This window comes from Aggregatibacter kilianii (assembly GCF_003130255.1).
In the GTDB taxonomy this organism is placed as follows: Bacteria; Pseudomonadota; Gammaproteobacteria; order Enterobacterales; family Pasteurellaceae; genus Aggregatibacter; species Aggregatibacter kilianii.
On record NZ_NRCN01000001.1, the window covers coordinates 1,422,370 to 1,446,495 of the forward strand.

Sequence of the window (24,126 nt, forward strand, 5' to 3'; positions counted from 1 at the left end):
CCAAAAGGAAAAATAGACACATGAAAAAAGTAGTAAAATTAACCGCACTTTCTTTAGCTTTAGCATTCACTTCTTCTTTAGCCATGGCAGAAGAAAATATTGCGTTTGTAAACGCTGAGTATCTTTTCCAAAATCATCCGGATCGTAAAGCGGTCGCTGATAAATTAGAATCTGAGTTCAAACCGACCGCAGATAAACTGGCGGAAAATAAAAAACAAATTGATGCGAAAATTGCCGATGTTCAGAAAAAAGTAGAAGCGAAAGTTGCCGCTTTACAAAAAGAAGCGCCAAAATTGCGTTCTGCCGATATTAAAAAACGTGAAGATGACATCAATAAATTTGCTAATGACGAACAAACTGCGATTAATACATTAATTGCAGAACATGATAAAAAAGCAAAAGAATTCCAAGAAAGCTACGCAAAACGTGAAAATGAAGAGACATCAAAAATGGTTGCCAGCATTCAAACCGCAACTAACAACGTAGCAAAACAAAAAAATTACACTTTAGTGCTTGATGATCGTTCTGTAGTGTATGCTGCTGACGGCAAAAACATCACTGAAGAAGTCTTAAAAGCCATTCCGGCACAGGCGAAATAATGAGAACTTATTCTCTTTTGGAATTAGCTCAACAAATCGGCGCTACCATTCGTGGTAACGCCGATGTTGTTGTAAGTAATATCGCTTCTCTCGATAAAGCCGACGAACATCAACTTACTTTCATTTCGAATGCCAAATTCCGTGAAAAATTAGCCCATTCCCGTGCGGGAATTCTTGTGGTTTCTGAGGCGGATGTGGAGTTCTGTTCGCCGGAAAGCAATTTGCTTATCGTCAAAGATCCTTATGTGGCTTATGCCAAATTAGCTCAATATATGGATACTACCCCGAAAGCGGCAGTCGGCATTGCCAAAAGTGCGGTCATTTCTGACGATGTTTTTTTAGGTGAAAATGTTTCCATCGGTGCAAATGCTGTTATTGAAAGCGGTGTGGAATTGGGTGATAACGTGGTTATCGGGGCAAATTGCTTTGTAGGTAAAAACACCAAAATCGGCGCCCATACTCAACTTTGGGCAAATGTGTCCGTCTATCACGATGTGCAAATTGGGCAACACTGTTTAATTCAATCAGGCGCAGTAATTGGAAGCGATGGTTTTGGCTATGCTAATGAGCGTGGCAAATGGATTAAGATTCCGCAAGTCGGTCAAGTGATTATAGGTAATCATGTGGAAATTGGCGCTTGTACCTGTATCGATCGTGGTGCATTAGATGCCACAGTGATTGAAGATAATGTGATTATCGACAACCTCTGTCAAATCGCCCACAACGTGCATATTGGCACGGGAACAGCGGTTGCCGGTGGTGTAATTATGGCGGGCAGTTTAACTGTTGGTCGTTATTGTTTAATCGGTGGCGCCAGTGTAATTAACGGGCATATGGAAATTTGCGATCAAGTAACCATTACCGGCATGGGTATGGTGATGCGTCCAATTACCGAACCGGGTGTATATTCTTCGGGCATTCCGTTACAAACTAATAAAGAATGGCGTAAAACCGCCGCCTTGACCCTTGACATCGATGGATTAAACAAACGCGTCAAAGCCCTTGAGAAAAAATTAAAATAAGATGAGCTACGTTATGTAGTTCATTTAATGCGTGAAATAACGTATAATTTCACGCATATTTTTTATTCATTATTTAGTATAAAAAGGTAACCCTGTGACTACACAAACCTCAAGAATTATCGAAGCCCACGAAATCATGCAATTGTTGCCACACCGCTATCCGTTTTTATTGGTGGATCGAGTCATCAATTTTGAAGAAGGTAAGTGGCTAACAGCAATTAAAAACATTAGTGTGAATGAACCTTGTTTTACCGGACATTTTCCGGAGAACCCGATTTTACCGGGCGTATTAATTCTTGAGGCGTTGGCGCAAGCCATGGGCATTTTGGCGTTTAAAACTCATGAGTTGGCAGGCGGTGAGATTTTTTATTTTGCCGGTGTTGATGAAGCCCGCTTCAAACGCCCAATCGTGCCTGGTGATCAAATGGTGTTACACGTTGAAGTGATTAAAGAACGTCGCGGCATTACTGCATTTACAGCCACAGCTACTGTTGATGGTGAAATTGCGTGCGAAGCCAAATTAATGTGCGCCCGTCGTGTCGCATAATCACGCATCGTATAAATACTAAAATAAGGGGGCTAATATGATTCACCCAACCGCAAAAATTCACCCGCAAGCCATTGTTGAAGAAGGTGCCAAAATCGGTGAAAACGTTGTCATCGGACCATTTACTATTGTTGGTAAAGGGGTTGAGATTGGCAAAGGCACTGTAGTTCATTCTCATGTGGTGATTAACGGTAATACCAAAATCGGTGAAGATAACGAAATTTATCAATTTGCCAGCATTGGTGAAGTGAACCAAGATTTGAAATATCAAGGCGAACCAACCCGCGTCGTTATTGGTAATCGTAACCGTATTCGTGAAAGTGTGACCATTCATCGCGGTACTGTACAAGGCGGAGGCGTAACCAAAATCGGTGATGACAACCTGTTTATGATTAACGTCCATGTGGCGCACGATTGTGTCATCAAAAACCGTTGTATTTTAGCCAACAATGCGACCCTTGCAGGTCATGTGGAATTAGATGATTTCGTTATTGTCGGCGGTATGTCGGCAATTCATCAGTTTGTCGTGGTAGGTGCGCACGTGATGCTTGGTGGCGGTTCTATGGTGAGCCAAGATGTTCCGCCTTATGTGATGGCGCAAGGCAACCACGCGCAACCATTCGGTGTGAATATTGAAGGCTTAAAACGCCGTGGTTTTGATAAGCCAACCATGCACACTATCCGTAATGTTTACAAAATGATTTATCGTAGCGGTAAAACCTTAGAAGAAGTGATGCCGGAAATTGAACAGATTGCAGAAAGCGAATCGGCAATCAGTTTCTTCGTCGAATTCTTCAAACGTTCCAAACGCGGCATTATTCGTTAATTGTCCGTTGGTAAAATACTAAAATTTCCGACCGCTCTTTTTCGCAACCAAAAGAGCGGTCGTTTTTTTCAGAGTTTTTATATGTCAAATGTAATCCCGTCTAATGAATCTCCGCTTATTGCCTTGATCGCTGGCGAGGTGTCCGGTGATATTCTCGGCGCAGGTCTAATTAAAGCCCTTAAAATTCGTTATCCTCACGCCCGTTTTATTGGTATCGGCGGCGAACGTATGATTGCCGAAGGCTTTGAAAGCTTGTTTGATATGGAAGAATTGTCCGTGATGGGCTTGGTGGAAGTATTAAAACATTTGCCACGCTTGCTTAAAATCCGTCGTAGTATTATTCAGCAGTTATTCGCATTAAAACCGGATGTTTTCATTGGAATTGACGCGCCGGATTTTAATTTAGATGTAGAACTGAAACTCAAACAACAAGGCATTAAAACCATCCATTATGTTAGCCCATCGGTATGGGCTTGGCGTCAGAAACGGGTATATAAAATTGCGGCGGCAACGAATTTAGTGCTTGCCTTTTTGCCTTTTGAAAAAGCCTTTTATGATCGTTTCAATGTGCCTTGTCGTTTTATTGGCCACACTATGGCGGACGCAATTCCGTTAAAACCGAATCGCGCCGAAGCCTGTCAGCTGTTGAATCTTGACGAAACGCAACGTTACCTTGCCATTCTTGTAGGCAGTCGTGGTTCTGAGGTGGAATTCTTAACGGAGCCCTTCTTACAATCAGCGCAGTTATTGCGTCAGCGTTATCCGGACGTAAAATTTTTAGTGCCGTTAATTAACTCAAAACGTCGACAGCAGTTTGAGCAAATTCAACAACGTGTTGCGCCGGAGCTTGATTTGATTCTGTTAGACGGCAATGCCCGTGCTGCTATGATTGTTGCCGATGCTACCTTATTAGCCTCAGGTACGGCGGCCTTAGAAGCGATGTTGTGTAAATCACCGATGGTGGTAGGGTACCGCATGAAGCCTTTCACTTATTTCTTGGCAAAACGGTTAGTGAAAACCAAGTATGTTTCTCTGCCGAATTTGTTAGCAGATGAAATGTTGGTGCCCGAATTAATTCAAGAAGAATGCAATCCTACGAATTTGGCAGAAAAATTGGCTGCCTATCTAAGCGAAGAGGAAAGTGCGGTCAAAAATCGCAACGTTTTAATTCAACGCTTCACTGAATTACATCAGTTAATTCAATGTGATGCAGATAAACAGGCAGCGCAGGCGGTGATTGATTTATTGGAGCAACAACATGGATAAGTTTGAGTACCCACAAGGTTATGAACTCATTGCCGGCGTGGATGAAGTGGGGCGTGGACCTTTGGTCGGTGCAGTGGTGACGGCGGCGGTGATTCTCGATCCGAACAATCCTATTGAAGGGCTGGCTGATTCCAAAAAACTGTCAGAAAAGAAACGGTTATTGTTGGCGGAAGAAATTAAGCAAAAAGCCTTGGCGTGGGCGCTTGGGCGGGCTGAGCCTCACGAGATCGACGAGTTGAATATTTTGCATGCCTCCATGCTTGCAATGGAACGGGCGGTAAAACATTTGAAAATTCGACCGCACTTTGTGTTGGTGGATGGCAATCGGATCCCACCGAATTTAGGGATGCCTGCACAGGCAGTGGTGAAGGGCGATGCGTTGGTGGCTGAAATTAGTGCCGCTTCCATTTTGGCGAAAGTCGCGCGTGATCAAGAAATGATGGAATTGGATAAAAAATATCCCCAATATGCCTTTGCTAAACACAAAGGCTACCCTACTAAATTGCATTTGGAAAAATTAGCGGAATTTGGTGTATTGCCGGAATATCGTCGTAGTTTTGCACCTATCAAAAATTATTAAAATCGTTATAATTTAACCACTAATAACACGCCTTATTTGTAGAGGTGGCTATGAGCCAATTCACTCATTTATTTGATGCTTTACATCCGGAGCCTTGGTTGTGGGTTATTTTGTTGCTCGCTGCAGCCGTTATTCTCTTCATTCGTAATACCATCCGCATGGATATTGTTGCCGTGCTGGTGATGTTAGTCTTTAGTCTCAGCGGTATCCTGACGGTGGAAGAAGTCTTCGCCGGCTTTAGTGATCCGAATATTATCTTAATCGCACTGTTGTTTATTGTCGGTGAAGGCTTGGTGCGCACCGGCGTAGCCTATCAGGTGAGTGAGTGGTTGTTGAAGGCTTCTCGTAATAGCGAGTCGCGCGTACTCATTTTCATGATGTTGGCTGTGGCGGGGTTAGGTGCGTTCATGAGTTCTACCGGTGTTGTGGCAATTTTTATTCCTGTGGTACTGATGATTTGCCAACAAATGAATATTTCTCCGAAACGCCTGATGATGCCGTTAAGTGTGGCGGGCTTGATTAGCGGTATGTTGACATTAATTGCTACGGCGCCGAACTTGGTGGTTAATGCCGAGTTAGTCCGCGAAACCGATATGCGCTTAAAATTATTTGATTTTACTCCTATCGGATTAGCCATTTTATTGCTTGGTATCGGTTATATGTTGGTGGCGCGACGTTGGTTGAAGTCTGATAAAGAAAGCGAGATGCACAGCACGGATAAACGTTCTATGAACGATTTAATTTATGAATACGGCTTGCAATTGCGTGCGCAGCGTTTTGTTGTGAAAAAAGGCTCTTCGCTTATCGGTAAACATTTAGACGAATTACATTTACGTTCCAAATTCGGTTTGAATGTTTTGGCGATTGAGCGTTGGAAACGTTTTCGCCCGATATTTATTTCAGCGCTTGGCTCCTCAGAAGTGCGTGAAAAAGATATTTTATTGATGGACAGCAGCGATCCCGAACTCAATTTGGCTGAGTTCTGTCAGGAATATAATTTAGAACGGGCGGAAATTCGTGCACAGTCTTTTTCAGAACAAGCCAGTTCTATCGGCATGGCGGAATTGATTTTGGTGCCGGATTCCGATTGCATCGGAAAATCTACCGAAGAACTGCACTTCCGTTCCAAATACGGTTTGAACGTTGTCGGTATTAAGCGTGACGGCGAAGTGCTTGACGGACATTTTGTGGAAATGCCTTATAAAGCGGGGGATTTACTATTAGTCGTAGGTGATTGGAAACTCATCCAGCAAATGCGTACTCACAGTAAAGACTTCTTTGTGTTGAACTATCCGAGCGAAATTACCCGTGCCGTGCCTGCACAAAGCCAAGCACCTTATGCTTTATTAAGTATTTTAGTCATGGTGTTGTTGATGGTGACACGCCTCGTGCCAAACGTTGTTGCCGCCTTAATTGCCTGTTTAATGCTCGGTTATTTCCGTTGTGTAGACAGTAAAAGCGCCTATGAATCCATTCATTGGTCGAGTCTTGTACTGATTGTGGGCATGATGCCGTTCTCCCTCGCGTTGCAAAAAACCGGCGGGGTGGCGATGATTGTCGATTTAATGCTGGATTTGGTGGGTGGCATGGGTAAACACTGGATCTTGATTAGCCTGTTTATTCTCACGGCAGTGGTCGGTTTGTTTATTTCCAACACCGCCACGGCAATTCTTATCGCGCCGATTGCGATTACGATGGCGAATCAGCTGAATTTATCTCCGGTGCCGTTCGCGATGGTTGTGGCTATTGCGGCTTCAGCGGCCTTTATGACACCGGTGTCTTCGCCGGTAAACACCATGGTTTTCGGTCCCGGCGGTTATAAATTTGCTGATTTTGTCAAAGTTGGCGTGCCGTTCACTATTTTAGTGATGTTAGTGAGTATATTTCTTATTCCTTTACTTTTTCCCTTTTAACTTTTAAGGATAATGTTATGAGTATTTATGAACTGAAACCCAAATTCCAAAATTTGTTGCGTCCGTTCGCGATAAAATTGGAAGCGCGCGGTGTGACCGCCAACCAGGTGACCTTAGCCGCTTGTGCGATTTCTGTCATTTTAGGACTAATTTTGACCGCACTTTCCGACTATGAGTGGCTTTTTATTCTGATTCCTATCTGGTTGTTCGTGCGTATGGCACTTAATGCTATTGATGGTATGTTGGCGCGTGAATTTAACCAACAATCCCGTTTGGGCGGATATTTAAATGAAATTACCGATGTAGTATCCGATGCCGCATTATACCTACCTTTTGCTTTTGTCTATCCTTTTGATGGTTTGCAAATCGGCTTGATCATTTGGTTATCGGCGTTAACGGAATTTTGTGGCGTACTTGGGCAAGTTCAAGGCAAAACCCGCCGTTATGACGGCCCATTGGGCAAAAGCGATCGGGCGTTTTTGTTCGGCGTGTTGGGCTTAGTTTATGTTTTTGCCCCAACGTTACTTGATTTTCTCTATTGGGTGGCTTGGGCTATGGTGATTTTGTTAATTATCACGTGTATAAAACGCGTGAGGTCCGGTTTGGCAGAAGTCGGCAACGAATAGGAACGCAACCATGTTAGCCAAATTGATTGATTTTCTTTTGTGCCGTTTTACCTCCTTCATCACCGGCGTCCGTCCGCAAAAAAATGTGGAACAGCAATCGGCGGATAAACATCGTTTGTATTTTGCCAACCATAACAGCCACGGCGATTTTATTTTGTTGTGGGTATCTTTGCCTTACCTGGTACGCAAAAGCACCCGTCCGGTTGCCGGTGCGGATTATTGGGCGAAGGGGCCGATTCGTCGTTTCTTAGCATACAAAGTGTTCAATATGTTGTTGATTGAGCGGGGCGGTGATAACCCGCAAGCCATTACCAAACAAATTAGTGATGCCTTGCAACATCATTCTCTGATTATTTTCCCTGAAGGCACCCGTAAAATGGACGATGATGTGCCACTACAACCTTTCAAAAGCGGTTTGTATTACGTAGCAAAGCAAAACCCGCAATTAGAACTTGTGCCGGTATGGATTAGCAACATGCATAATGTTTTGCCGAAGGGCTTTGTGGTGCCGATTCCGCTGTTGTGCGATTTATATATGGGAGAGCCGTTATTCTATCGTGAAGAGGAAGATAAGGCCGATTTCTTAATCCGTGCCGAACAGGCATTATTAAGTTTAAATTTAACCGAGAAAGGAAAAGCATAATGGAAATATGGCAGCTGTTTGGTGGTTTAATTATCACCTTAATTATCGCGTCATCAATCGGTTATGGATTGAAATTCAAAGTCGGCTTTTCCACACCTCATGCGGTAATTGATAATCTTAACGCGCGAATTAACGCGTGGTGGGTGATGATTTTAATTATCTTCGCCGCCGCCGCGTTGGGGTTTTACGGCGTGATCGGGTTATTTTTTGTGATTTCCTTCATGGCATTGCGTGAATTTTTATCATTGCTTTATATTCGCCGTGGCGATCATTTAGCTCTTGCCGCGTGTTTTTACGTCATCCTGCCTATTCAATACATTTTAGTAGCGATCGACTGGTTCAGTATGTTCACCATCTTCATTCCGGTGTATGGCTTCCTGTTTTTGCCAATCCTCTCCGCCTTGTTGGGCGATACGGCGCATTTCTTAGATCGTTCCACCAAAGTGCAATGGGCATTGATGATCAGCGTCTTCTGTATTTCCCACATCCCGGCAATCCTGACATTGGATATTGAAGGTTTTGAAGATAAAAAACTGCTATTGATGATTTTCTTGATTTTAGTGGTGCAATCCAGTGATGTGTTGCAATACGTATGGGGCAAGTTGTTCGGCAAACACAAAATTGCGCCAAAACTCTCGCCATCCAAAACCGTAGAAGGTTTTGTGGGCGGTGTCGTCAGCGCCAGTGTGCTGGGTGGCTTGCTCTATTGGCTTACCCCGTTTAACCCGGTTCAAGCGGTGTTAATGAGCTTATTAATCTGCCTCATGGGCTTTTTAGGCGGGTTGGTGATGTCTGCTATGAAACGGAGTATGGGCGTAAAAGACTGGGGGAATATGATTAGTGGCCACGGTGGTATGTTAGATCGTATGGATTCTCTTTGCTTCGCCGCGCCGATTTTCTTCCATGTTGTCAGATATTATTGGACCTAGGGCTACTGTTACGATAACGACTCCGGGTCAAATTGAATTGTTTATTCGCAAACCTTAAAAAAACGAGAGAAAAAATGACCGCACTTTTAAAGATTGGTTTGGTGTCCGTTTCTGATCGGGCATCGCAAGGGGTTTATCCGGATCAAGGCATTCCGGAATTAAAAAATTGGTTGGAACAGGCGTTAGTGGATCTATTTGAGGTGGTAGAGCGCCTGATTCCGGACGAGCAAGCGGAAATCAAGCGGACGCTATGCGAGTTGGTGGATGAGGAACATTGCCATTTAGTGCTCACTACCGGCGGTACCGGGCCGGCAAAGCGGGATGTTACGCCAGATGCAACACTTGCTGTCGCTGATCGTGAAATGCCGGGATTCGGCGAGCAAATGCGTCAAGTTAGTTTGCATTTTGTACCGACCGCTATTCTTTCCCGTCAAGTAGGCGTGATTCGCAAAGAAAGTTTGATTTTAAATTTACCGGGGCAACCGAAAGCCATCAAGGAGACGTTGGAAGGAGTGAAAGATGAAAACGGCAACGTGTTGGTGAAGGGGATTTTCAGTGCCGTGCCGTATTGTTTGCAACTCATTAACGGGTTATATATCGACACCAAACCGGAAATCATTGCCAGTTTTCGTCCGAAATCTGCGCGCCGCAGTTAAATGCAGAGAAAAGTGCGGTCATTTTTGACGGTATTTTTTACAAAGCATCAAAACGAAAACGGTATTCATTCACCATGACTGAATACCGTTTTTTGATCTTAGCCAAGCATCTCTTCAATTAATCGGGCGATGCTATCGCTGTCGTTTGAGCCGATAACCCGTTTGGCCTGGTCTTTCACCGCCTCTTCCGCATTGCCCATGGCAACGCCGAGACCAACCGCGGTGAGCATACTGATGTCGTTGTGGTTATCGCCAAAAGCAATGACATTTTGTGGTTCAACATTCCATAGCTTCAGCAAATCAAGCAGACGCGCGCCTTTGCTGTTGCCGATATTGGCGACGTCTAAGCGATCAACCCAAGACCATTCGCAACTGAATTCTGAGTCAGGTAAGGCTCTGACTGCATTTTCCATGGCTTGTCGATCGGGTGAGCTGATGACAAATTTCCAAATGTTCTCTTTGGGATTATCAATGATTTCTCTGAAATCAGTAACTAAACGCACGTTTGGGCGCACCTCAGGCCGGCAGTTCATCACCCATTGGGTGAATTTTTCCATGTGTGGATTTAAGCGGGTATAGTTCATCGCGTCACGGCTATACATGAGCAAATGAGTGTCGAATGTGTCTGCAATATCAATGACTTTATGGCATTGTTCGGAGGAAAGCGGATTGGCAAATTTCACTTCATCTGTTTGCGGATAATAGAGGTAAGTGCCGTTGCAACAAATAATCGGCGTATCCAAATCCACTTCATGATAATAAGGTTTTACGGCAGTGTGGTGGCGTCCGGTGACGAAAACCACGTTGATACCCTGTTCCCGAGCCCGTTGAATAGCGCGTTTGCTGGCAGGGAGAATATTTCCTTGGCTGTTTAATAATGTGCCGTCGAGATCGAAAGCGATCACTTGATATGCCATAAGATTTCCTTTGGGTTGAGCGTGATGGGAGAAAGTTGATGTTTTGTAGTATAGAGCGAAGCACAGAAAAAATCGACCGCACTTTAGAGCATCTTTGCCAAAGTGCGGTCGATTTTATACGTGTTTTTGCGTGCCGAAAGGCGGTTATTTGTTTACAATGTGCCACATGAAACCGAGTGGGTTTTATTCCATTATTTCTAAGGATGTCAACATGAAAAAAATCGAAGCGATTATTAAACCGTTTAAATTAGATGATGTGCGTGAGGCGTTGTCCGATATCGGGATTACCGGTATGACGGTGACGGAAGTGCGTGGCTTTGGGCGCCAGAAAGGGCATACGGAACTTTATCGCGGCGCAGAATATATGGTGGATTTTCTGCCAAAAGTGAAAATGGAAATTGTGGTGCCGGATGAGTTGTTGGAGCAATGTTTAGACGCGATTATTGATACGGCGCAAACAGGCAAAATCGGCGATGGTAAGATTTTTGTATACGAGGTAGAACGTGTGATTCGTATCCGCACCGGCGAAGAAAATGAGGATGCGATTTAACTTATGACAAAATCCTCTTCATTATTCAAAGGCTTGGTGGCTTTAGCTGCTATCGTCATTATTTTGGCAGGCATTAAAGCCGCATCGGAAATTGCGGTGCCGTTTCTGTTGTCCTTATTTATCGCTATTATTTGTTCGCCGTTACTGAATTATTTAACGTCGAAAAAAGTGCCCTATTGGTTAGCCATTACATCATTGTTATTGTTAATTTTGGTGATCTTTTCTTTCCTTTTCGGGTTAATTAACAGCACAATTCAAGAATTTAGCCAATCTATTCCGCAATATCGTCAATTATTGGCTGAACGGGTAAATAGCTTGGTAGGATTGGCGCAAGAGATGAAAACTCCATTAGATATTTCAGAAAAAAGCATTATGGATAATTTTGATCCAAGTGTGATCATGAATTTTGTTCGACGTGTATTTTTGAGTTTCTCCGGCGTGGTCACTAACACTTTCGTGTTATTGTTAGTGGTGATTTTTATGTTGTTAGAAGCACCTTATGCCAAACATAAATTTGTTGTGGCGTTTAGTGATGATCCGAATAATGTGGAGCAACAAGAACGTTATTTAGATCGTATTTTAAACGGCATTATGAGTTATCTTGGCGTCAAAACCATGATGAGCTTGCTGACAGCCATTTGTGTTTGGGTGCTGTTAGAAGTGGCGGGCGTGCAATATGCGATCTTGTGGGCAACGCTCAGTTTCTTGTTAAACTACATTCCAAATATCGGTTCCATTATTGCTGCTGTGCCGATCATTGTGCAGGCATTATTACTGAACGGTTTTATTGTCGGCTTAGGCGTGTTGGTCGGTGTGGTGGTGATTAACGTTGGTATCGGTAGCGCCCTTGAACCTCGGGTAATGGGCAAAAAACTCGGTCTTTCCACTTTGGTGGTATTTTTGTCTTTATTGTTCTGGGGGTGGTTATTGGGCACTGTAGGGATGTTGCTTTCCGTGCCGTTAACCATGGCGTTGAAAATCGCTTTAGAAGCAAGCCCTACAACGGCAAAATATGCTGTGCTGTTGAGCGATTCATCAAGCCTTCCCTCTAATAAATAATGTGTTGTAAGAGCCTTCAATTGTAAGGCTCTTTTTCTTTATATCTCAATCTTATGCTATAATTCTGCAACTTTTTATCACCTTAATAGCAAATAACTTAAGGTTTTTATTTATGAAAAAATTTTGTGTATTTATTTTATTTTTGATTGTCGTTTTAGCCGGCGCAGGATTTTGGGGATTTCAGCATTTACAACAATTCGTACAACAATCGGTGAATGTGCAAAACGATCAATTATTAACCATAGAACGTGGCACAACAGGCAATAAATTGGCTAGTTTGTTGGAAAAAGAACGTATTTTGGATAATGCCGCGCTGTTGCCTTGGTTGTTAAAATTACATCCCGAACTCAACAAAGTGAAGGCAGGAACCTATTCTCTTAACGGTGTAAAAACCGTGGAAGATTTACTGAAATTGCTGAATTCGGGCAAAGAAGCGCAATTTTCACTGACCTTCGTTGAAGGCGAAACCTTCAAAACTATAAGAAAACGTCTCGAAAATGCACCGCACTTAAAACAAACTTTGCAGGGTAAGTCCAATGACGAGGTTTTTGGTCTGCTTGCTATGGGTACCAACCTTAATAAAAATTTAACTGAAAGCCATATTATTGACGGCTGGATTTACCCCGATACTTACAATTACACGCCGAACTCCACCGATTTAGATTTGTTGCAACGTTCGGTAGAACGTATGAAAAAAGCTTTGGATAAAGCATGGAGTGGACGGGATAAAAATCTACCGTTAGCCGATCCTTACGAAATGCTTATTTTGGCCTCGATTGTGGAAAAAGAATCGGGCGTGGCGGCAGAGCGACCACAAATTGCATCGGTGTTTATCAATCGCTTAAACGCCAAAATGAAATTGCAAACCGATCCTACGGTGATCTACGGCATGGGGGATAATTACAACGGCAATATTCGCAAAAAAGATTTAGAAACGCCGACACCTTACAATACTTATATCATTGACGGTTTGCCGCGAACGCCTATTGCAATGCCAAGTGAAGAGGCCTTGCAGGCAGTAGCTCATCCGGCGCAAACGGAATTTTATTATTTTGTGGCGGACGGTTCGGGCGGCCATAAATTTAGTCGTAATCTCAACGAACACAATAAAGCGGTACAAGATTATTTGCGCTGGTATCGTGAACAAAACAGGAAATAATATGGTCGGCAAATTTATTGTTATCGAAGGCTTGGAAGGCGCGGGCAAATCCACTGCCCATCAATGTGTAGTGGATGTTTTGAAAGAATTGGGCATTGATGATGTGGTGCTTACCCGCGAGCCCGGCGGTACGCCTTTAGCAGAAAAATTGCGCCACCTCATTAAACATGAAATGGAAGAGCCGGTAACGGACAAAGCCGAATTATTAATGTTATATGCCGCCCGTATTCAGTTAGTCGAAAATGTCATTAAACCCGCCTTGGCTCAAGGCAAATGGGTGGTAGGTGATCGTCATGATATGTCTTCCCAAGCCTATCAAGGTGGTGGTCGCCAACTCGAACAACGTTTGCTTCAAAGCCTTAAGGAAACCATTTTGGGCGGTTTTGAACCGGATTTAACGCTGTATTTGGATATTGATCCGGCTGTGGGGTTGGCTCGCGCCCGTGGTCGTGGTGAATTGGATCGTATCGAACAGCAAAACTTAGATTTTTTCCACCGCACTCGAGCACGTTATTTGGCGTTAGTGAAAGACAACCCCAAGGCAGTGATTATCAATGCAGAACAATCTGTTGAACAGGTTCAACAGGATATTAGGCAAGCATTGCGTCGGTTTGTTGAAAATGAATCATGGATGCAATCTTAGTTTTTTTCATCATAGCGTCTCTTACTGTATTTGTTTCATTGATTTGGAGTGGACTACACATTTTTAAAGGTGAAATCCTCTTACAACTTCCTATACAGTCGCAACAAGTTACACTAACCATTCCCCAAAATGGCTTTTATGGTATTTGGATTAAAGGAAAGTTATTTAAAGCTAACCCGTTGCGTGGATATAGTATAAAACTTATAGATGAACAAGGTAAAAGCCCAATAAATTTACATATCCTTGGCTATGCACGTAAAAATTCTTTTACTGAAAGCACAGTTCTTGAAAAGTCTTACTACCTTAAACAAGGTCAATATAAACTTGTGATGGCCAATCAAGATAAGTCGGTATTGGATCAACAAGTCGTAGATCAAGGAAATTTTATTATCAAAAAGACATTACCGCTTATGGTATTGTTGGGGGCCAATATGTTGTTAGCTGTTATTCTTTCTAAAATTTTAAGATTATTTATGAACTAGAAATGATTTCCTTATACCCTTGGCTTGCGCCTACCTATCATAAAATCACAGGGGCTTTTGATGAAGCCTTGGGGCATCATGCGTTGTTGCTCCGTGCTGATGTTGGCCTTGGCGTGGAGCAATTATGTGAGTCCTTAGCGCAGCGTTTAATGTGTCTTACGCCAAACGGTGACGAGGCTTGTGGTCAATGCCATTCTTGTCATTTAATGCAGGCCAATAGCCATCCGGATTTCCAACATATTGCGCCCATAGAGAATAAAGATATTGGCATCGATCAAATTCGTGCCATGAATGAACAGGCCACTCAGCATGCACAACAAAATGGTAATAAGGTGATTTATATTGAGCAGGCTCATCGCCTGACAGAAGCGGCTGCCAATGCTATTTTAAAAACACTGGAAGAGCCTCGCCCAAACACCTATTTCATTTTACATTGCGACATACAAACCGCTTTGTTACCAACCATTTATAGCCGTTGCCAAGTGTGGAATCTGTTGCCGCCGGAGACGGAAGTTGCGTTGCAGTGGTTGCAATCGCAGGTTTCTGCAGAAACACTTGAAATGTTAACTGCACTTCGCGTGAACTATGGGCGCCCGCTGTTGGCGCTTGCGATGTTGCAACAAAACCAATTAGAACAGCGACGCGAATTTTTGCGTCAATTTTGGGTATTTTATCGTCGCCGTTCACCGCTCGAATTATTCCCCTTTTTTGCCAAAGAAAAAGACATAGCATTGCAGCAACTGGATTGGTTGTTGGCTTTTTTAAGCGATGCACTAAAAGCAAAATTGCAGGTGAAAAGAGGTTGGATTTGTCAGGATATTGAACGCGGCGTGATTCAATTTGCGCAAGGGCTTTCTGCCCCCGCATTATTGCAGGCCGGCAATATCGTGCAAAAAGTGCGGTCGGATTTGCAGACGATTAATGCGGTGAATCAGGAATTAATTTTATTGGACGGTTTGACCCGTCTCATTACCGACGTATTTGAAGGATAACAAATGTTTATTGTGGATTCCCATTGCCATTTAGATGCATTGGATTATGAAAAATTACATGAAAATATTACCGATGTCGTGGCAAAAGCCCATGCCCGTGAAGTGAAACATTTACTGGCTATCGGCGTAACACTCAGCCGCTTTGAAAAGGCTTATGACGAGTTAAGCAAATTTGATAACATTTCTTTGGCCTGTGGCGTACACCCGTTGGATTTTGAGGAAGAGCCTTTCGATGAAGAACGCCTGCTACGATTGGCGCAAGACAAAAAAGTGGTTGCCATTGGTGAAATCGGGCTGGATTATTATTACAGCTCAGAGAATAAGGTCGCGCAGCAAGCGGTGTTTGCGAGACAAATTCAAGTGGCGAATCAACTAAATAAACCTGTGATTATTCACACCCGTGAAGCGCGAGAAGATACCATTCGTTTATTGCGCGATAACCATGCAGAAAAGTGCGGTGGCGTTTTCCATTGTTTTACCGAAAATGAAGATATGGCAAAAAAAGCCTTGGATCTTGGTTTTTATATTTCTATTTCTGGTATTGTCACTTTTAAAAATGCCGAAGAAATTCGCAATGTAGTGCGTAAGTTACCGTTAGATCGTTTATTGGTGGAAACCGACTCGCCGTATTTGGCGCCTGTGCCTTATCGTGGCAAACAAAATCAACCGGCTTACACCCGCGAAGTGTGCGAGTATGTGGCTGCTTTGAAAGGCCTTACGATAGAAGAAATGGCGCGAATCACCACAGAAAATTTCGAGCGTTTGTTCAAAATTCATGTACAATGATTAAACAATCTCATTTCAATAGGACAACATGATGAGAAAATTTCTAAAGTATTTTTTTATAAGTGTGCTTTTTGTTTTTCACCTTTTTTTGGCAGCCGTAGTGAATTATTCTATGCCAAGCTATGACGTTACGAAAGTTACCGGCGTGGAAGTTAAACGGGTGGATAAAGACGGCCCGATAACCAAATCCAATCCGGCAGACGGCCCGACCCGTGACGTGTATTTTATCAACACTCAGCATCCGGACGGCAAAGTCATGGTCTATCGTAACGAAGATACCCGTTGGGGTTTCCCGTTCTATTTCAAATTCGGCTCTGCCAATTTACAGGCGCAAGCGCAAGCCTTTGGTAATGAAGATAAAACCGTCCAGATTAAATATTACGGTTGGCGCATTACGATGTTTGATGAATTCCGTAATGCTTTATCGGTAAAAGAAATTACCGAAGCGGATTCGCCAAGCCATCCGATTTTCTCTTATATTCTCTATCTTGTTTTATTCTTTACGCTCTTTTTCTCCGTCCAATTTATTCGCGGTTGGTTTGATAGCGAAAATTAGCCTTTCTTTTTCTTTCCTTTCGTGCGGTCAAAAAACACGTTAAAAATCGACCGCACTTTTCCCCCGTTTAAGCCAAGAAATCGAGAACATTATGAGTTTATTATCAGCTACTTTACTTTTGATCCTACTGATTATTATCAGTGCTATTGTGTCCTCCGCCGAAATTGCTTTGGCGGGTGCGCGTCGCATTAAATTGCAAAACATGGTGAACGAAGGTAATGCCAAGGCTGCGTTGGTATTAAAATTACAAGAACAACCGGGGCGTTTCATCACCGTGGTGCAAATCGGTTTGAACATGGTCGCCGTGCTCGGTGGGGTCATTGGAGAAGCGACGATTCGCGTGCATGTGCAAGCTTTCATTAATCAATACACAGATGCCGCTTGGGTGGAAAGTGCCTCTTCTTGGTTGGCGTTTGCGATCGTAACGGCCTCTTTTATTTTATTGGCGGATTTAATGCCAAAACGCTTGGCGCTAATAAATCCCGAAGTGGTGGCTTTGCGTACTGTGCGCATTATGCAACTGTGCATTATTCTGTTAAAACCGATAGTGTGGATTTTCGACTCTTTGGCGAACGTGATTTTCCGTATGTTCAAGATCTCTACTGTGCGGGTAGAAAGCATGACGCCGGAAGATATTGTGGCTGTGGTGGATGCCGGTGCCGAAGCCGGTGTGCTGAAAGCGCAAGAGCATTATTTAATTGAAAATATTTTCGATATGCAACAGCGCACGGTGACATCTACGATGACCACTCGCGAAAACATTGTCTTTTTAGACCGCACTTTTAATCGTCAACAGGTACTGGATACCTTGACGAAAAATTCTCACTCTAAATTAATTATTTGCGATCAAGGTTTAGATCATATTCTAGGCTATGTGGAGTCACACAGCTTGCTCACGTTGTTCTTGAAAGAAGAACAAGTGCAGGTAACTGATCATCGCTTATTGCGCAAACCGCTGTTTGTGCCTGACACACTATCTTTATATGAAGTGTTGGAATTGTTCAAATCTACCGGCGAAGATTTTGCCATTATTGTGAATGAATATGCCCTGGTTGTCGGCATTGTGACGTTAAATGATGTGATGAGCATTGTGATGGGAGAATTGGTTTCTAATGAAGAAGAGCAAATTATCCGCCGTGATGAAGACTCTTGGCTGATTGATGGCGCCACTCCGTTAAACGACGTGAAACGTGCCTTGGATATTGAAGCCTTTCCGCATGACGAAAACTACGAAACTATCGCCGGTTTTATGATGTATATGCTACGCAAAATCCCAAAAAAAACGGATTTCGTGTTGTTTGACCGCTATAAATTTGAAATCATCGACACTGAGAATTTTAAAATTGACCAACTGATGGTGTCTTTTCGGAAGGATGTTGCGGAGAGTAATAAGGATTAAGGTGGTAGGGCGTTTAATCCGCCCTATATCTCTTCTTAACATCGTCCAATACATTTTTACCTTGAAAACCGACTTTTTAAGCCAATAGAGGGCTTTTTCATCATCTTTTTCCAAGTCGGTATAGCTTTGCACAAAAAGTGTTTTTGTTTTTTCTGCGTTTTGTTCAGCCTCTTGTTCTATTGCCGTTTGGGCTTGAAGGATTGGCACTTCAACAATTCTAAAATAGAGTGATGCTTTTTCGACTATTTATATAGATATTGTTATGCTAGTATTGAATTACTTATCACTCAATATTACGGAAATTTATGCGTAAACTTTTTCTCTATATTTTATTTTTTATGTTCTCAACTTCTGCCCTTGCCTTATTCCCAATGGAAAACGATTGGGCAAAAAATCATTTGCAGGGCAAAGTGAAATCGGTAAAGACCAAAAGCGAAGGCAACCCGGCATTGCCGGACAATGATAGTGTGAGTTATTTAGACACTTTTTATAATGAACAAGGTTTCTTAACTCAGGAAAAGGAACAAGGAGAATTCTTTGATAAAGAAAATATAGTCATTCGACACTATAAATATGATTCACAAAATCGTTTATTTGAAATTCAAAATGAAAATGTCACGGCATCCAACCCCGAAATGAAATTCTTTAGCGCATTCTATCGTTATTTAGAAACGAAAGAGGGAAATGGCGTGATGCAATTTGTTGAATATGTGGATAAACCTGATTTTACAAAACCATATCAAGAAAAAATTTACGATAAAGAAAGACGTCTTTTACTCAGTCAAGAATATGATCCGCAAAGTAAAACGGCATCTCGTATTAAAAAATATGAGTATAAAGATGGAAAGCTAAGTAAAGTTTGCGATGTTAAAGAAAGCGGTTCAGAAAACGAATGCGAAACCTATCATTATGCCGATGACGATAGTTTTATCGCATCTTCTTCAGGTTTTGGGGGTTATCTGGTAAAAAATACGTTTGACAAAAATCATCGTCTATTAAAAGGCGAAATATTTAATGGGAATAAACTTATTGAGTGGGTAACGATGGAATATAAATTTGACCCGCACGGTAATGTGATTGAAGAAGTGGTTTATAACAAAAATGGTGTGTGGAAAACGAAAATCACCCATCAATATAAATACTATGAGTAAATCGTGATGAGGTAGAAGAATTGAAAAAGTGCGGTCGTTTTTCCAAGCATTTTTTCTTGCTTTTCAAAAAATGTTGAATTTTCTTTCCCTCTCCGTAAACGGGCGAGGGGAAGAATATGAAAACAATCTCCAAATCTACCGCACTTTTATACACAGATTATTTCTTTTTCAGCAAAATCAAAAATCGACAATCATAAGGATTTTGCTCGTCTGCAGGGCGATATTGTTCAAATTCAATGTGCCATTCGTCCCAATTAATTGATGGGAAGAAAGTGTCGCCATCCAGCTCCGTTTGGATTTCCGTGAGGTAGAGGCGATCGGCTTGTGATAAATATTCGTTGAATAATTGACCGCCACCGATAAGCATGATCTCTTCAGAATCACGGACAAAATCCACCGCACTTTCCAGGCTGTCTTTCCAAATCACGCCGTCATACTCAAAAGGTTGGCGGGACAGAACGATGTTGGTGCGTTTCGGGAGAGGGCGACCGATGCTTTCAAAGGTTTTGCGCCCCATGATGACGGGTTTACCGGTGGTGTTTTGGCGAAACCAAGCAAGATCCGCAGGCAAGTGCCATGGCATTTGGTTATCTTTACCGATAACGCGGTTTTGGGTCATGGCGACAATCAGGCTTAAGCTCATTTATTTTCCTAATTTATTTAACAAGTTAAAGTTCGGTTACTATACCACAGGTTTTTCCCGATAGAACAGTAAGCCGGGTAATGCCAAGCCGAAAACTAACGCGCCGAGAATAAAGGTGGTGTTGATAAAGGAGGCGATCATTTGTTCAAATAAAGCATCGGAGAAGCCGTAATGGTGAATTTGTACGATGGCGATCATCGCTTTGTATGCCTGTACGCCCGGAATCATAGGGATAATGGCGGCAACAGTAAACACTTTTGGGTGTGCCAGATAACGATGAGATAAATGCACGCCGATAAAACCGATTAATGCGGCACCCACCAAGGTGGCGAAGACAATAGGAATATCGCAATGAATGAGAATGGTGCGGGTAACGTGTCCTAGGGCGCCGAGTAGGGCGCAATATTTTAACGCTTTCGGCGGCACATTAAACACCAAGGCGAAACCCACTGCCGGAATCGCGGCAAAAAACATATCGTCCAATAATAGAAGTAACCAATTCATCTTAGTTCCCCCAAGTGGTGATGTTGAGTACGCTTAAGGCGAAGACAATGCCGAGGCAAGCGCCGAAAGTGAGAATGGTGGCGATTGCCCAACGACCGATTCCCATGTTCACATAACCTTTTAAAATATCCGCCAGAGAATTGATTAACGGAAAGCCGGGCACCAGCAATAACACGCTGGAAGCTAAGGCAATTTGCGGATCATTACCGAGCTGATATTTCAAGCTGACACCGGCAAGAAGGGAGGCAACGAAAGAGGTCACGGCAAAGACGATGACCGGATTATAGTGCCGTTTAGACAATTCCTGACGCACGAACATGGCAATGGATGCTGCTATGAAGGTGATGAGCGAAATCAGTGCATCGCCGCCCGATAAATGGGCAAAAGAGGCGCAGGATAAGCCAATCATCAAGAGCACAAAATAACGGTTATATTTTAATGGTTTGAGTTGTGCAAGTTTCTTTCTGACCATGTGCAGGTTGTATATTTTATGTTCAGCAGAAATCACGATGCGTTGAACGTCCGTCACCATTTGCATATTAATGCCTTTGTCGGTGTTTTTGCGGGCGGTGGTAATACAATGATCGTTTGCCAATGTGGTAATAATGACGGCGTTGGCAGTGAGGGCGCATTCTACGCTTTCTACACCTAATGCCAAGCCTAGTCGTTGTGTCATTTGCGCCACGATAGTGCTTTCCGCGCCATGTTGCAGTAATAACAGTGCCGTTTGCACGCATAACCGCGTGACTTCCCGTTGATCTTCGGGCGTGATGTTTTCCTTTTTCATAATGAATCTACCTAAAATTAATTAGTGTCATTATAGACCTTTCTCATGGAACAAAAAAACGCTTAATCAAATACCTCCGAAATAGGCTTAAAAGTGCGGTCTGATTTTTGGATAAATTTTGGGATTTATGCTAATTTAAACGCATTTTTCGATGAGGAGTCAGTATGCAACATCATAATAAAACTATTGTAGTGAAATTTGGCACCAGCACATTAACCCAAGGTTCCCCAAAATTGAATTTGGCTTATATGATGGAAATTGTGCGTCAACTTGCGCAATTACATCAAGCCGGTTTTCGCTTGGTGATCGTCACCTCGGGCGCTATTGCGGCAGGGCGTCATTATTTGAATCATCCGCAATTGCCACCAACAGTGGCCTCTAAGCAATTATTGGCGGCAGTAGGGCAGAGCCAGCTAATCCAAACCTGGGAAAAATTATTTGCGATTTATGACATTCACATCGGACAGATGTTGCTAACCCGCGCCGATATTGAAGATCGCGAACGTTTTTTGAATGCCCGCGATACATTACAGGCGCTGTTAGACAATCAGATTATTCCGGTCATCAATGAAAATGACGCGGTGGCAACGGCGGAAATTAAAGTCGGGGATAACGATAATTTATCGGCGTTGGTGGCGATTTTAGTGCAAGCAGAACAGCTTTATTTGCTCACGGATCAACAAGGGTTATTTGACAGCGACCCGCGTAAAAACCCGCAAGCGAAATTAATTCCCGTGGTGGATAAAATCACCGATCATATTCGTTCTATTGCCGGTGGTAGCGGGACGAATTTAGGCACAGGCGGAATGTCCACCAAAATTACGGCTGCGGATGTCGCGACCCGCTCCGGTATTGAAACCATTATTGCACCGGGCAACCAAGCCAATGTGATTGTGGATTTAGCGTATGAGCAGGCGATTGGTACGAAATTCACCGTGCAGGCGGATCGTCTGGAAAGTCGTAAACAGTGGTTATTTGCGGCACCATCGGCCGGGGTGTTGGTGGTGGATGACGGCGCCGAAAGTGCGGTGTTAATTCAGCATAAATCCTTATTGCCGGCAGGTATCGTCGAAGTCAGCGGACGTTTCTCCCGTGGTGAAGTGGTGCGTATTCGCACGCGATCAGGCAAGGATATTGCGCTGGGTATGCCACGTTATAATAGCGATGCGTTAGAGCTTATCAAAGGTAAACATTCGCAAGATATCGAACACATTTTAGGCTATGAGTATGGTGCGGTGGCGGTGCATCGTGATGATATGATTGTGTTGTAATAACCTCAAAAGAAACAAAAAACGGCGTTTGATGACGCCGTTTTTTTTTATGGGTAAATGTCAATTAAAGAATATCCAATAATTCCACTTCGAATACTAATGGGCTGAATGGCGGAATTGCTGCACCGGCGCCACGTTCGCCATAGGCCAATTCATGTGGAATAGCCAAGCGCCATTTGGAACCGACAGGCATCATGGAAAGGGCTTCAATCCAACCTTTGATCACGCCGTTAACCGGAAATTCAGCCGGTTGACCACGAGCGACAGAACTATCAAATACGGTGCCGTCAGGTAATGTGCCGGTGTAATGAACGCGTACGGTGTCGGTAGCGGATGGTACGTTGCCGTTGCCTTCAACCAACACTTCATATTGCAAGCCGGAATCCGTCACTTTCACGCCGTCTTTTTGTTTGTTCGCCTCTAAGAAGGCTTTGCCGGCGGCGTCGATTTCTTTAAATTGTGCTTTTTGCGCTTCATCCGCTTGTTGTTGTAACTGTTGTAACGCATGGCTGATTTCATTGAAATCTAAGGCTGGCGCTTGTTGGTTTAAGACATCATAAATGCCTTTTGCTACGGCTTCTGCTTTCACTGCCAAGTGGCTGTCCAATAATTGTTGGCCGATTTGCAAACCGATACCGTAACTGCCTTTGGCTTCGGTATCGTCTAATTTCACTTGACTGAAGAATTCTGCTGTCATGTTGTTTTCCTTTTTGTTGATAAAACTATTTAATGGTGGCGAGGATTTCACCCATTCTTACCGGTACTTCTACCTGCAAATGTTCCGCTAATTTCACACTATCGGCAGGAAATAGATTAATAACCGTTGAACCTAGTTGAAAGGCGCCCATTTCTTGACCTTTGCGTAATTCGATTGCGCTGTCGCCTTGATATGTCCACACTTTGACTTCTCTAGAGCGCGGCGGATTAATGATACCCGCCCAGACAGTGCTCATGCTGGCTGTAATGGTGGCACCGACTAAAATTTGCACCATCGGGCCGAAGTCCGTATCAAATACACAAATCACCCGTTCATTACGGGCAAATAAATTCGGCACATGTTCTGCTAAAAACGGATTGACCGAGAATAAATCCCCCGGCACATAAAGCATTTTACGCAGGGTGGCATCGCACGGCATGTGGACACGGTGATAATCGCGCGGGGATAAATAAATCGTGGCGAATTCCCCGTTTCTAAAGGTATTGACTAATTCTTCATCACCCGCCAATAAATCGGATAGGCTGAAAAAATGCCCTTTGGCTTGTAATAATAGATCGTCGTCAATATGGCCGATTTGGCTCACACGACCATCGGCCGGTAAGCAAAGTGCGGTCGGATTTTCATTTATTTTTCGCGCGTCTTCTTTTAGCTCTCGAATAAAAAATTGATTGAAACTTTTGTAGTCGCTGAAGTGTTCTTTTTGGGCTTCGCTCATGTCCACGTTGTATTTCTTCGCAAAAAGTTGGATCGCAAAATGTGTTATCGAGCCCCATTCTTGCTTAGCAAACCAGCCCGCCAGTTGGGTTAAATATAGTTGCGGCATAACATATTGAAAAGCAACTTTTAGACGTTGCCAATAGGTGAATTTATTCATAATGGTTATTTTTTCTACAAGATTAAAT

At 43.2% G+C, this 24,126-nt stretch carries 28 protein-coding genes; 22 read left to right on the forward strand and 6 right to left on the reverse strand.

Going from position 1 to position 24,126, the window contains the following annotated elements:
* The first annotated feature begins 20 nt into the window (after positions 1-20).
* The 11 genes from DK428_RS06720 to mog all read left to right on the forward strand — a co-directional run bounded on the left by DK428_RS06720 (position 21) and on the right by mog (position 9,607).
* A complete protein-coding gene (locus tag DK428_RS06720) occupies positions 21-599 on the forward strand; it encodes an OmpH/Skp family outer membrane protein (RefSeq protein ID WP_109065047.1) in 579 nt (192 codons plus the stop codon).
* Positions 599-1,621, forward strand: a complete 1,023-nt coding sequence (lpxD, locus tag DK428_RS06725; protein WP_162616569.1) for a UDP-3-O-(3-hydroxymyristoyl)glucosamine N-acyltransferase — start codon at positions 599-601, stop codon at positions 1,619-1,621. The genes DK428_RS06720 and lpxD overlap by 1 nt, the downstream gene beginning before the upstream one ends.
* Before the next feature lie 94 nt (positions 1,622-1,715).
* Positions 1,716-2,168, forward strand: coding sequence for a 3-hydroxyacyl-ACP dehydratase FabZ (gene fabZ / locus DK428_RS06730; RefSeq protein WP_109065045.1), 453 nt, complete (start codon positions 1,716-1,718; stop codon positions 2,166-2,168).
* A gap of 37 nt (positions 2,169-2,205) precedes the next feature.
* Entirely contained in the window at positions 2,206-2,994 is a 789-nt protein-coding gene (gene lpxA / locus DK428_RS06735; protein ID WP_109065044.1) for an acyl-ACP--UDP-N-acetylglucosamine O-acyltransferase, read from the forward strand.
* 81 nt (positions 2,995-3,075) lie between these two features.
* Positions 3,076-4,260, forward strand: a complete 1,185-nt coding sequence (lpxB, locus tag DK428_RS06740; RefSeq protein ID WP_109065043.1) for a lipid-A-disaccharide synthase — start codon at positions 3,076-3,078, stop codon at positions 4,258-4,260.
* Positions 4,253-4,840 (forward strand): ribonuclease HII, encoded by a 588-nt coding sequence (rnhB, locus tag DK428_RS06745; RefSeq protein ID WP_065294928.1) that lies wholly within the window; start codon positions 4,253-4,255, stop codon positions 4,838-4,840. The genes lpxB and rnhB overlap by 8 nt, the downstream gene beginning before the upstream one ends.
* A gap of 50 nt (positions 4,841-4,890) precedes the next feature.
* A complete protein-coding gene (locus DK428_RS06750; protein WP_109065042.1) occupies positions 4,891-6,753 on the forward strand; it encodes an SLC13 family permease in 1,863 nt (620 codons plus the stop codon).
* Between the two features lie 17 nt (positions 6,754-6,770).
* Positions 6,771-7,379, forward strand: a complete 609-nt coding sequence (locus DK428_RS06755; protein ID WP_109065041.1) for a CDP-alcohol phosphatidyltransferase family protein — start codon at positions 6,771-6,773, stop codon at positions 7,377-7,379.
* A gap of 10 nt (positions 7,380-7,389) precedes the next feature.
* Positions 7,390-8,022: a lysophospholipid acyltransferase family protein gene (locus DK428_RS06760; RefSeq protein ID WP_109065040.1), complete on the forward strand. Its 633-nt coding sequence runs from the start codon at positions 7,390-7,392 to the stop codon at positions 8,020-8,022.
* Entirely contained in the window at positions 8,022-8,951 is a 930-nt protein-coding gene (locus DK428_RS06765) for a phosphatidate cytidylyltransferase (protein ID WP_005702332.1), read from the forward strand. Before DK428_RS06760 ends, DK428_RS06765 begins: the two co-directional genes overlap by 1 nt.
* Before the next feature lie 74 nt (positions 8,952-9,025).
* Positions 9,026-9,607 carry a molybdopterin adenylyltransferase gene (gene mog, locus DK428_RS06770; protein ID WP_109065039.1) on the forward strand — a complete coding sequence of 194 codons (582 nt, stop codon included), beginning with the start codon at positions 9,026-9,028 and terminating at the stop codon, positions 9,605-9,607.
* A gap of 98 nt (positions 9,608-9,705) precedes the next feature.
* Here mog and DK428_RS06775 read toward each other — a convergent pair whose 3' ends face one another.
* A complete protein-coding gene (locus tag DK428_RS06775; protein WP_109065038.1) occupies positions 9,706-10,524 on the reverse strand; it encodes a pyridoxal phosphatase in 819 nt (272 codons plus the stop codon).
* Between the two features lie 211 nt (positions 10,525-10,735).
* On the opposite strand from DK428_RS06775, the gene glnB reads away from it, so the two are divergent.
* From glnB to DK428_RS06825, 10 genes are all read left to right on the forward strand, one after another.
* Positions 10,736-11,074: a nitrogen regulatory protein P-II gene (gene glnB, locus DK428_RS06780; protein ID WP_005701342.1), complete on the forward strand. Its 339-nt coding sequence runs from the start codon at positions 10,736-10,738 to the stop codon at positions 11,072-11,074.
* Positions 11,075-11,077: 3 nt separating this feature from the next.
* Complete coding sequence (locus tag DK428_RS06785) at positions 11,078-12,133, forward strand: AI-2E family transporter (protein ID WP_109065037.1); 1,056 nt, start codon at positions 11,078-11,080, stop codon at positions 12,131-12,133.
* 112 nt (positions 12,134-12,245) lie between these two features.
* The gene (gene mltG / locus DK428_RS06790) at positions 12,246-13,292 is read left to right on the forward strand and encodes an endolytic transglycosylase MltG (RefSeq protein WP_109065036.1); all 1,047 of its coding nucleotides are present in this window, start codon (positions 12,246-12,248) and stop codon (positions 13,290-13,292) included.
* A gap of 1 nt (position 13,293) precedes the next feature.
* Positions 13,294-13,935 (forward strand): dTMP kinase, encoded by a 642-nt coding sequence (gene tmk, locus DK428_RS06795; RefSeq protein WP_162616570.1) that lies wholly within the window; start codon positions 13,294-13,296, stop codon positions 13,933-13,935.
* The gene (locus tag DK428_RS06800) at positions 13,920-14,417 is read left to right on the forward strand and encodes a hypothetical protein (RefSeq protein ID WP_109065035.1); all 498 of its coding nucleotides are present in this window, start codon (positions 13,920-13,922) and stop codon (positions 14,415-14,417) included. The genes tmk and DK428_RS06800 overlap by 16 nt, the downstream gene beginning before the upstream one ends.
* Before the next feature lie 2 nt (positions 14,418-14,419).
* A complete protein-coding gene (locus tag DK428_RS06805; protein WP_109065034.1) occupies positions 14,420-15,409 on the forward strand; it encodes a DNA polymerase III subunit delta' in 990 nt (329 codons plus the stop codon).
* A 3-nt stretch (positions 15,410-15,412) separates the two neighbouring features.
* Positions 15,413-16,195 carry a TatD family hydrolase gene (locus DK428_RS06810; RefSeq protein WP_109065033.1) on the forward strand — a complete coding sequence of 261 codons (783 nt, stop codon included), beginning with the start codon at positions 15,413-15,415 and terminating at the stop codon, positions 16,193-16,195.
* Positions 16,196-16,226: 31 nt separating this feature from the next.
* Complete coding sequence (locus tag DK428_RS06815; protein ID WP_050692480.1) at positions 16,227-16,751, forward strand: DUF1523 family protein; 525 nt, start codon at positions 16,227-16,229, stop codon at positions 16,749-16,751.
* A gap of 91 nt (positions 16,752-16,842) precedes the next feature.
* Positions 16,843-18,150 carry a polyamine export protein PaeA gene (gene paeA, locus DK428_RS06820; protein WP_109065032.1) on the forward strand — a complete coding sequence of 436 codons (1,308 nt, stop codon included), beginning with the start codon at positions 16,843-16,845 and terminating at the stop codon, positions 18,148-18,150.
* A 305-nt stretch (positions 18,151-18,455) separates the two neighbouring features.
* Positions 18,456-19,301 (forward strand): hypothetical protein, encoded by an 846-nt coding sequence (locus DK428_RS06825; protein WP_109065031.1) that lies wholly within the window; start codon positions 18,456-18,458, stop codon positions 19,299-19,301.
* Between the two features lie 157 nt (positions 19,302-19,458).
* On the opposite strand, the gene folA is transcribed toward DK428_RS06825, so the two are convergent.
* Genes folA through DK428_RS06840 form a run of 3 tightly spaced genes read right to left on the reverse strand, consistent with a single transcriptional unit; the run spans position 19,459 to position 21,235 of the window.
* Positions 19,459-19,944 (reverse strand): type 3 dihydrofolate reductase, encoded by a 486-nt coding sequence (gene folA / locus DK428_RS06830; RefSeq protein ID WP_109065030.1) that lies wholly within the window; start codon positions 19,942-19,944, stop codon positions 19,459-19,461.
* Positions 19,945-19,983: 39 nt separating this feature from the next.
* Entirely contained in the window at positions 19,984-20,448 is a 465-nt protein-coding gene (locus DK428_RS06835) for a threonine/serine exporter family protein (RefSeq protein WP_109065029.1), read from the reverse strand.
* A 1-nt stretch (position 20,449) separates the two neighbouring features.
* Positions 20,450-21,235, reverse strand: a complete 786-nt coding sequence (locus DK428_RS06840; RefSeq protein WP_109065028.1) for a threonine/serine exporter family protein — start codon at positions 21,233-21,235, stop codon at positions 20,450-20,452.
* A gap of 164 nt (positions 21,236-21,399) precedes the next feature.
* Here DK428_RS06840 and proB point away from each other — a divergent pair, with 164 nt between their 5' ends.
* On the forward strand, positions 21,400-22,506 hold the full coding sequence (gene proB / locus DK428_RS06845; RefSeq protein ID WP_065295901.1) for a glutamate 5-kinase: 1,107 nt from the start codon (positions 21,400-21,402) through the stop codon (positions 22,504-22,506).
* A gap of 64 nt (positions 22,507-22,570) precedes the next feature.
* Here the strand turns inward: proB and bamJ are convergent, their stop codons facing one another.
* Together bamJ and asd are read right to left on the reverse strand one after the other, a co-directional pair.
* Positions 22,571-23,203: a BamJ family beta-barrel-assembly machinery protein gene (bamJ, locus tag DK428_RS06850; RefSeq protein WP_109059894.1), complete on the reverse strand. Its 633-nt coding sequence runs from the start codon at positions 23,201-23,203 to the stop codon at positions 22,571-22,573.
* Between the two features lie 25 nt (positions 23,204-23,228).
* The gene (gene asd, locus DK428_RS06855; RefSeq protein ID WP_083014651.1) at positions 23,229-24,098 is read right to left on the reverse strand and encodes an archaetidylserine decarboxylase; all 870 of its coding nucleotides are present in this window, start codon (positions 24,096-24,098) and stop codon (positions 23,229-23,231) included.
* Positions 24,099-24,126 lie beyond the last annotated feature (28 nt).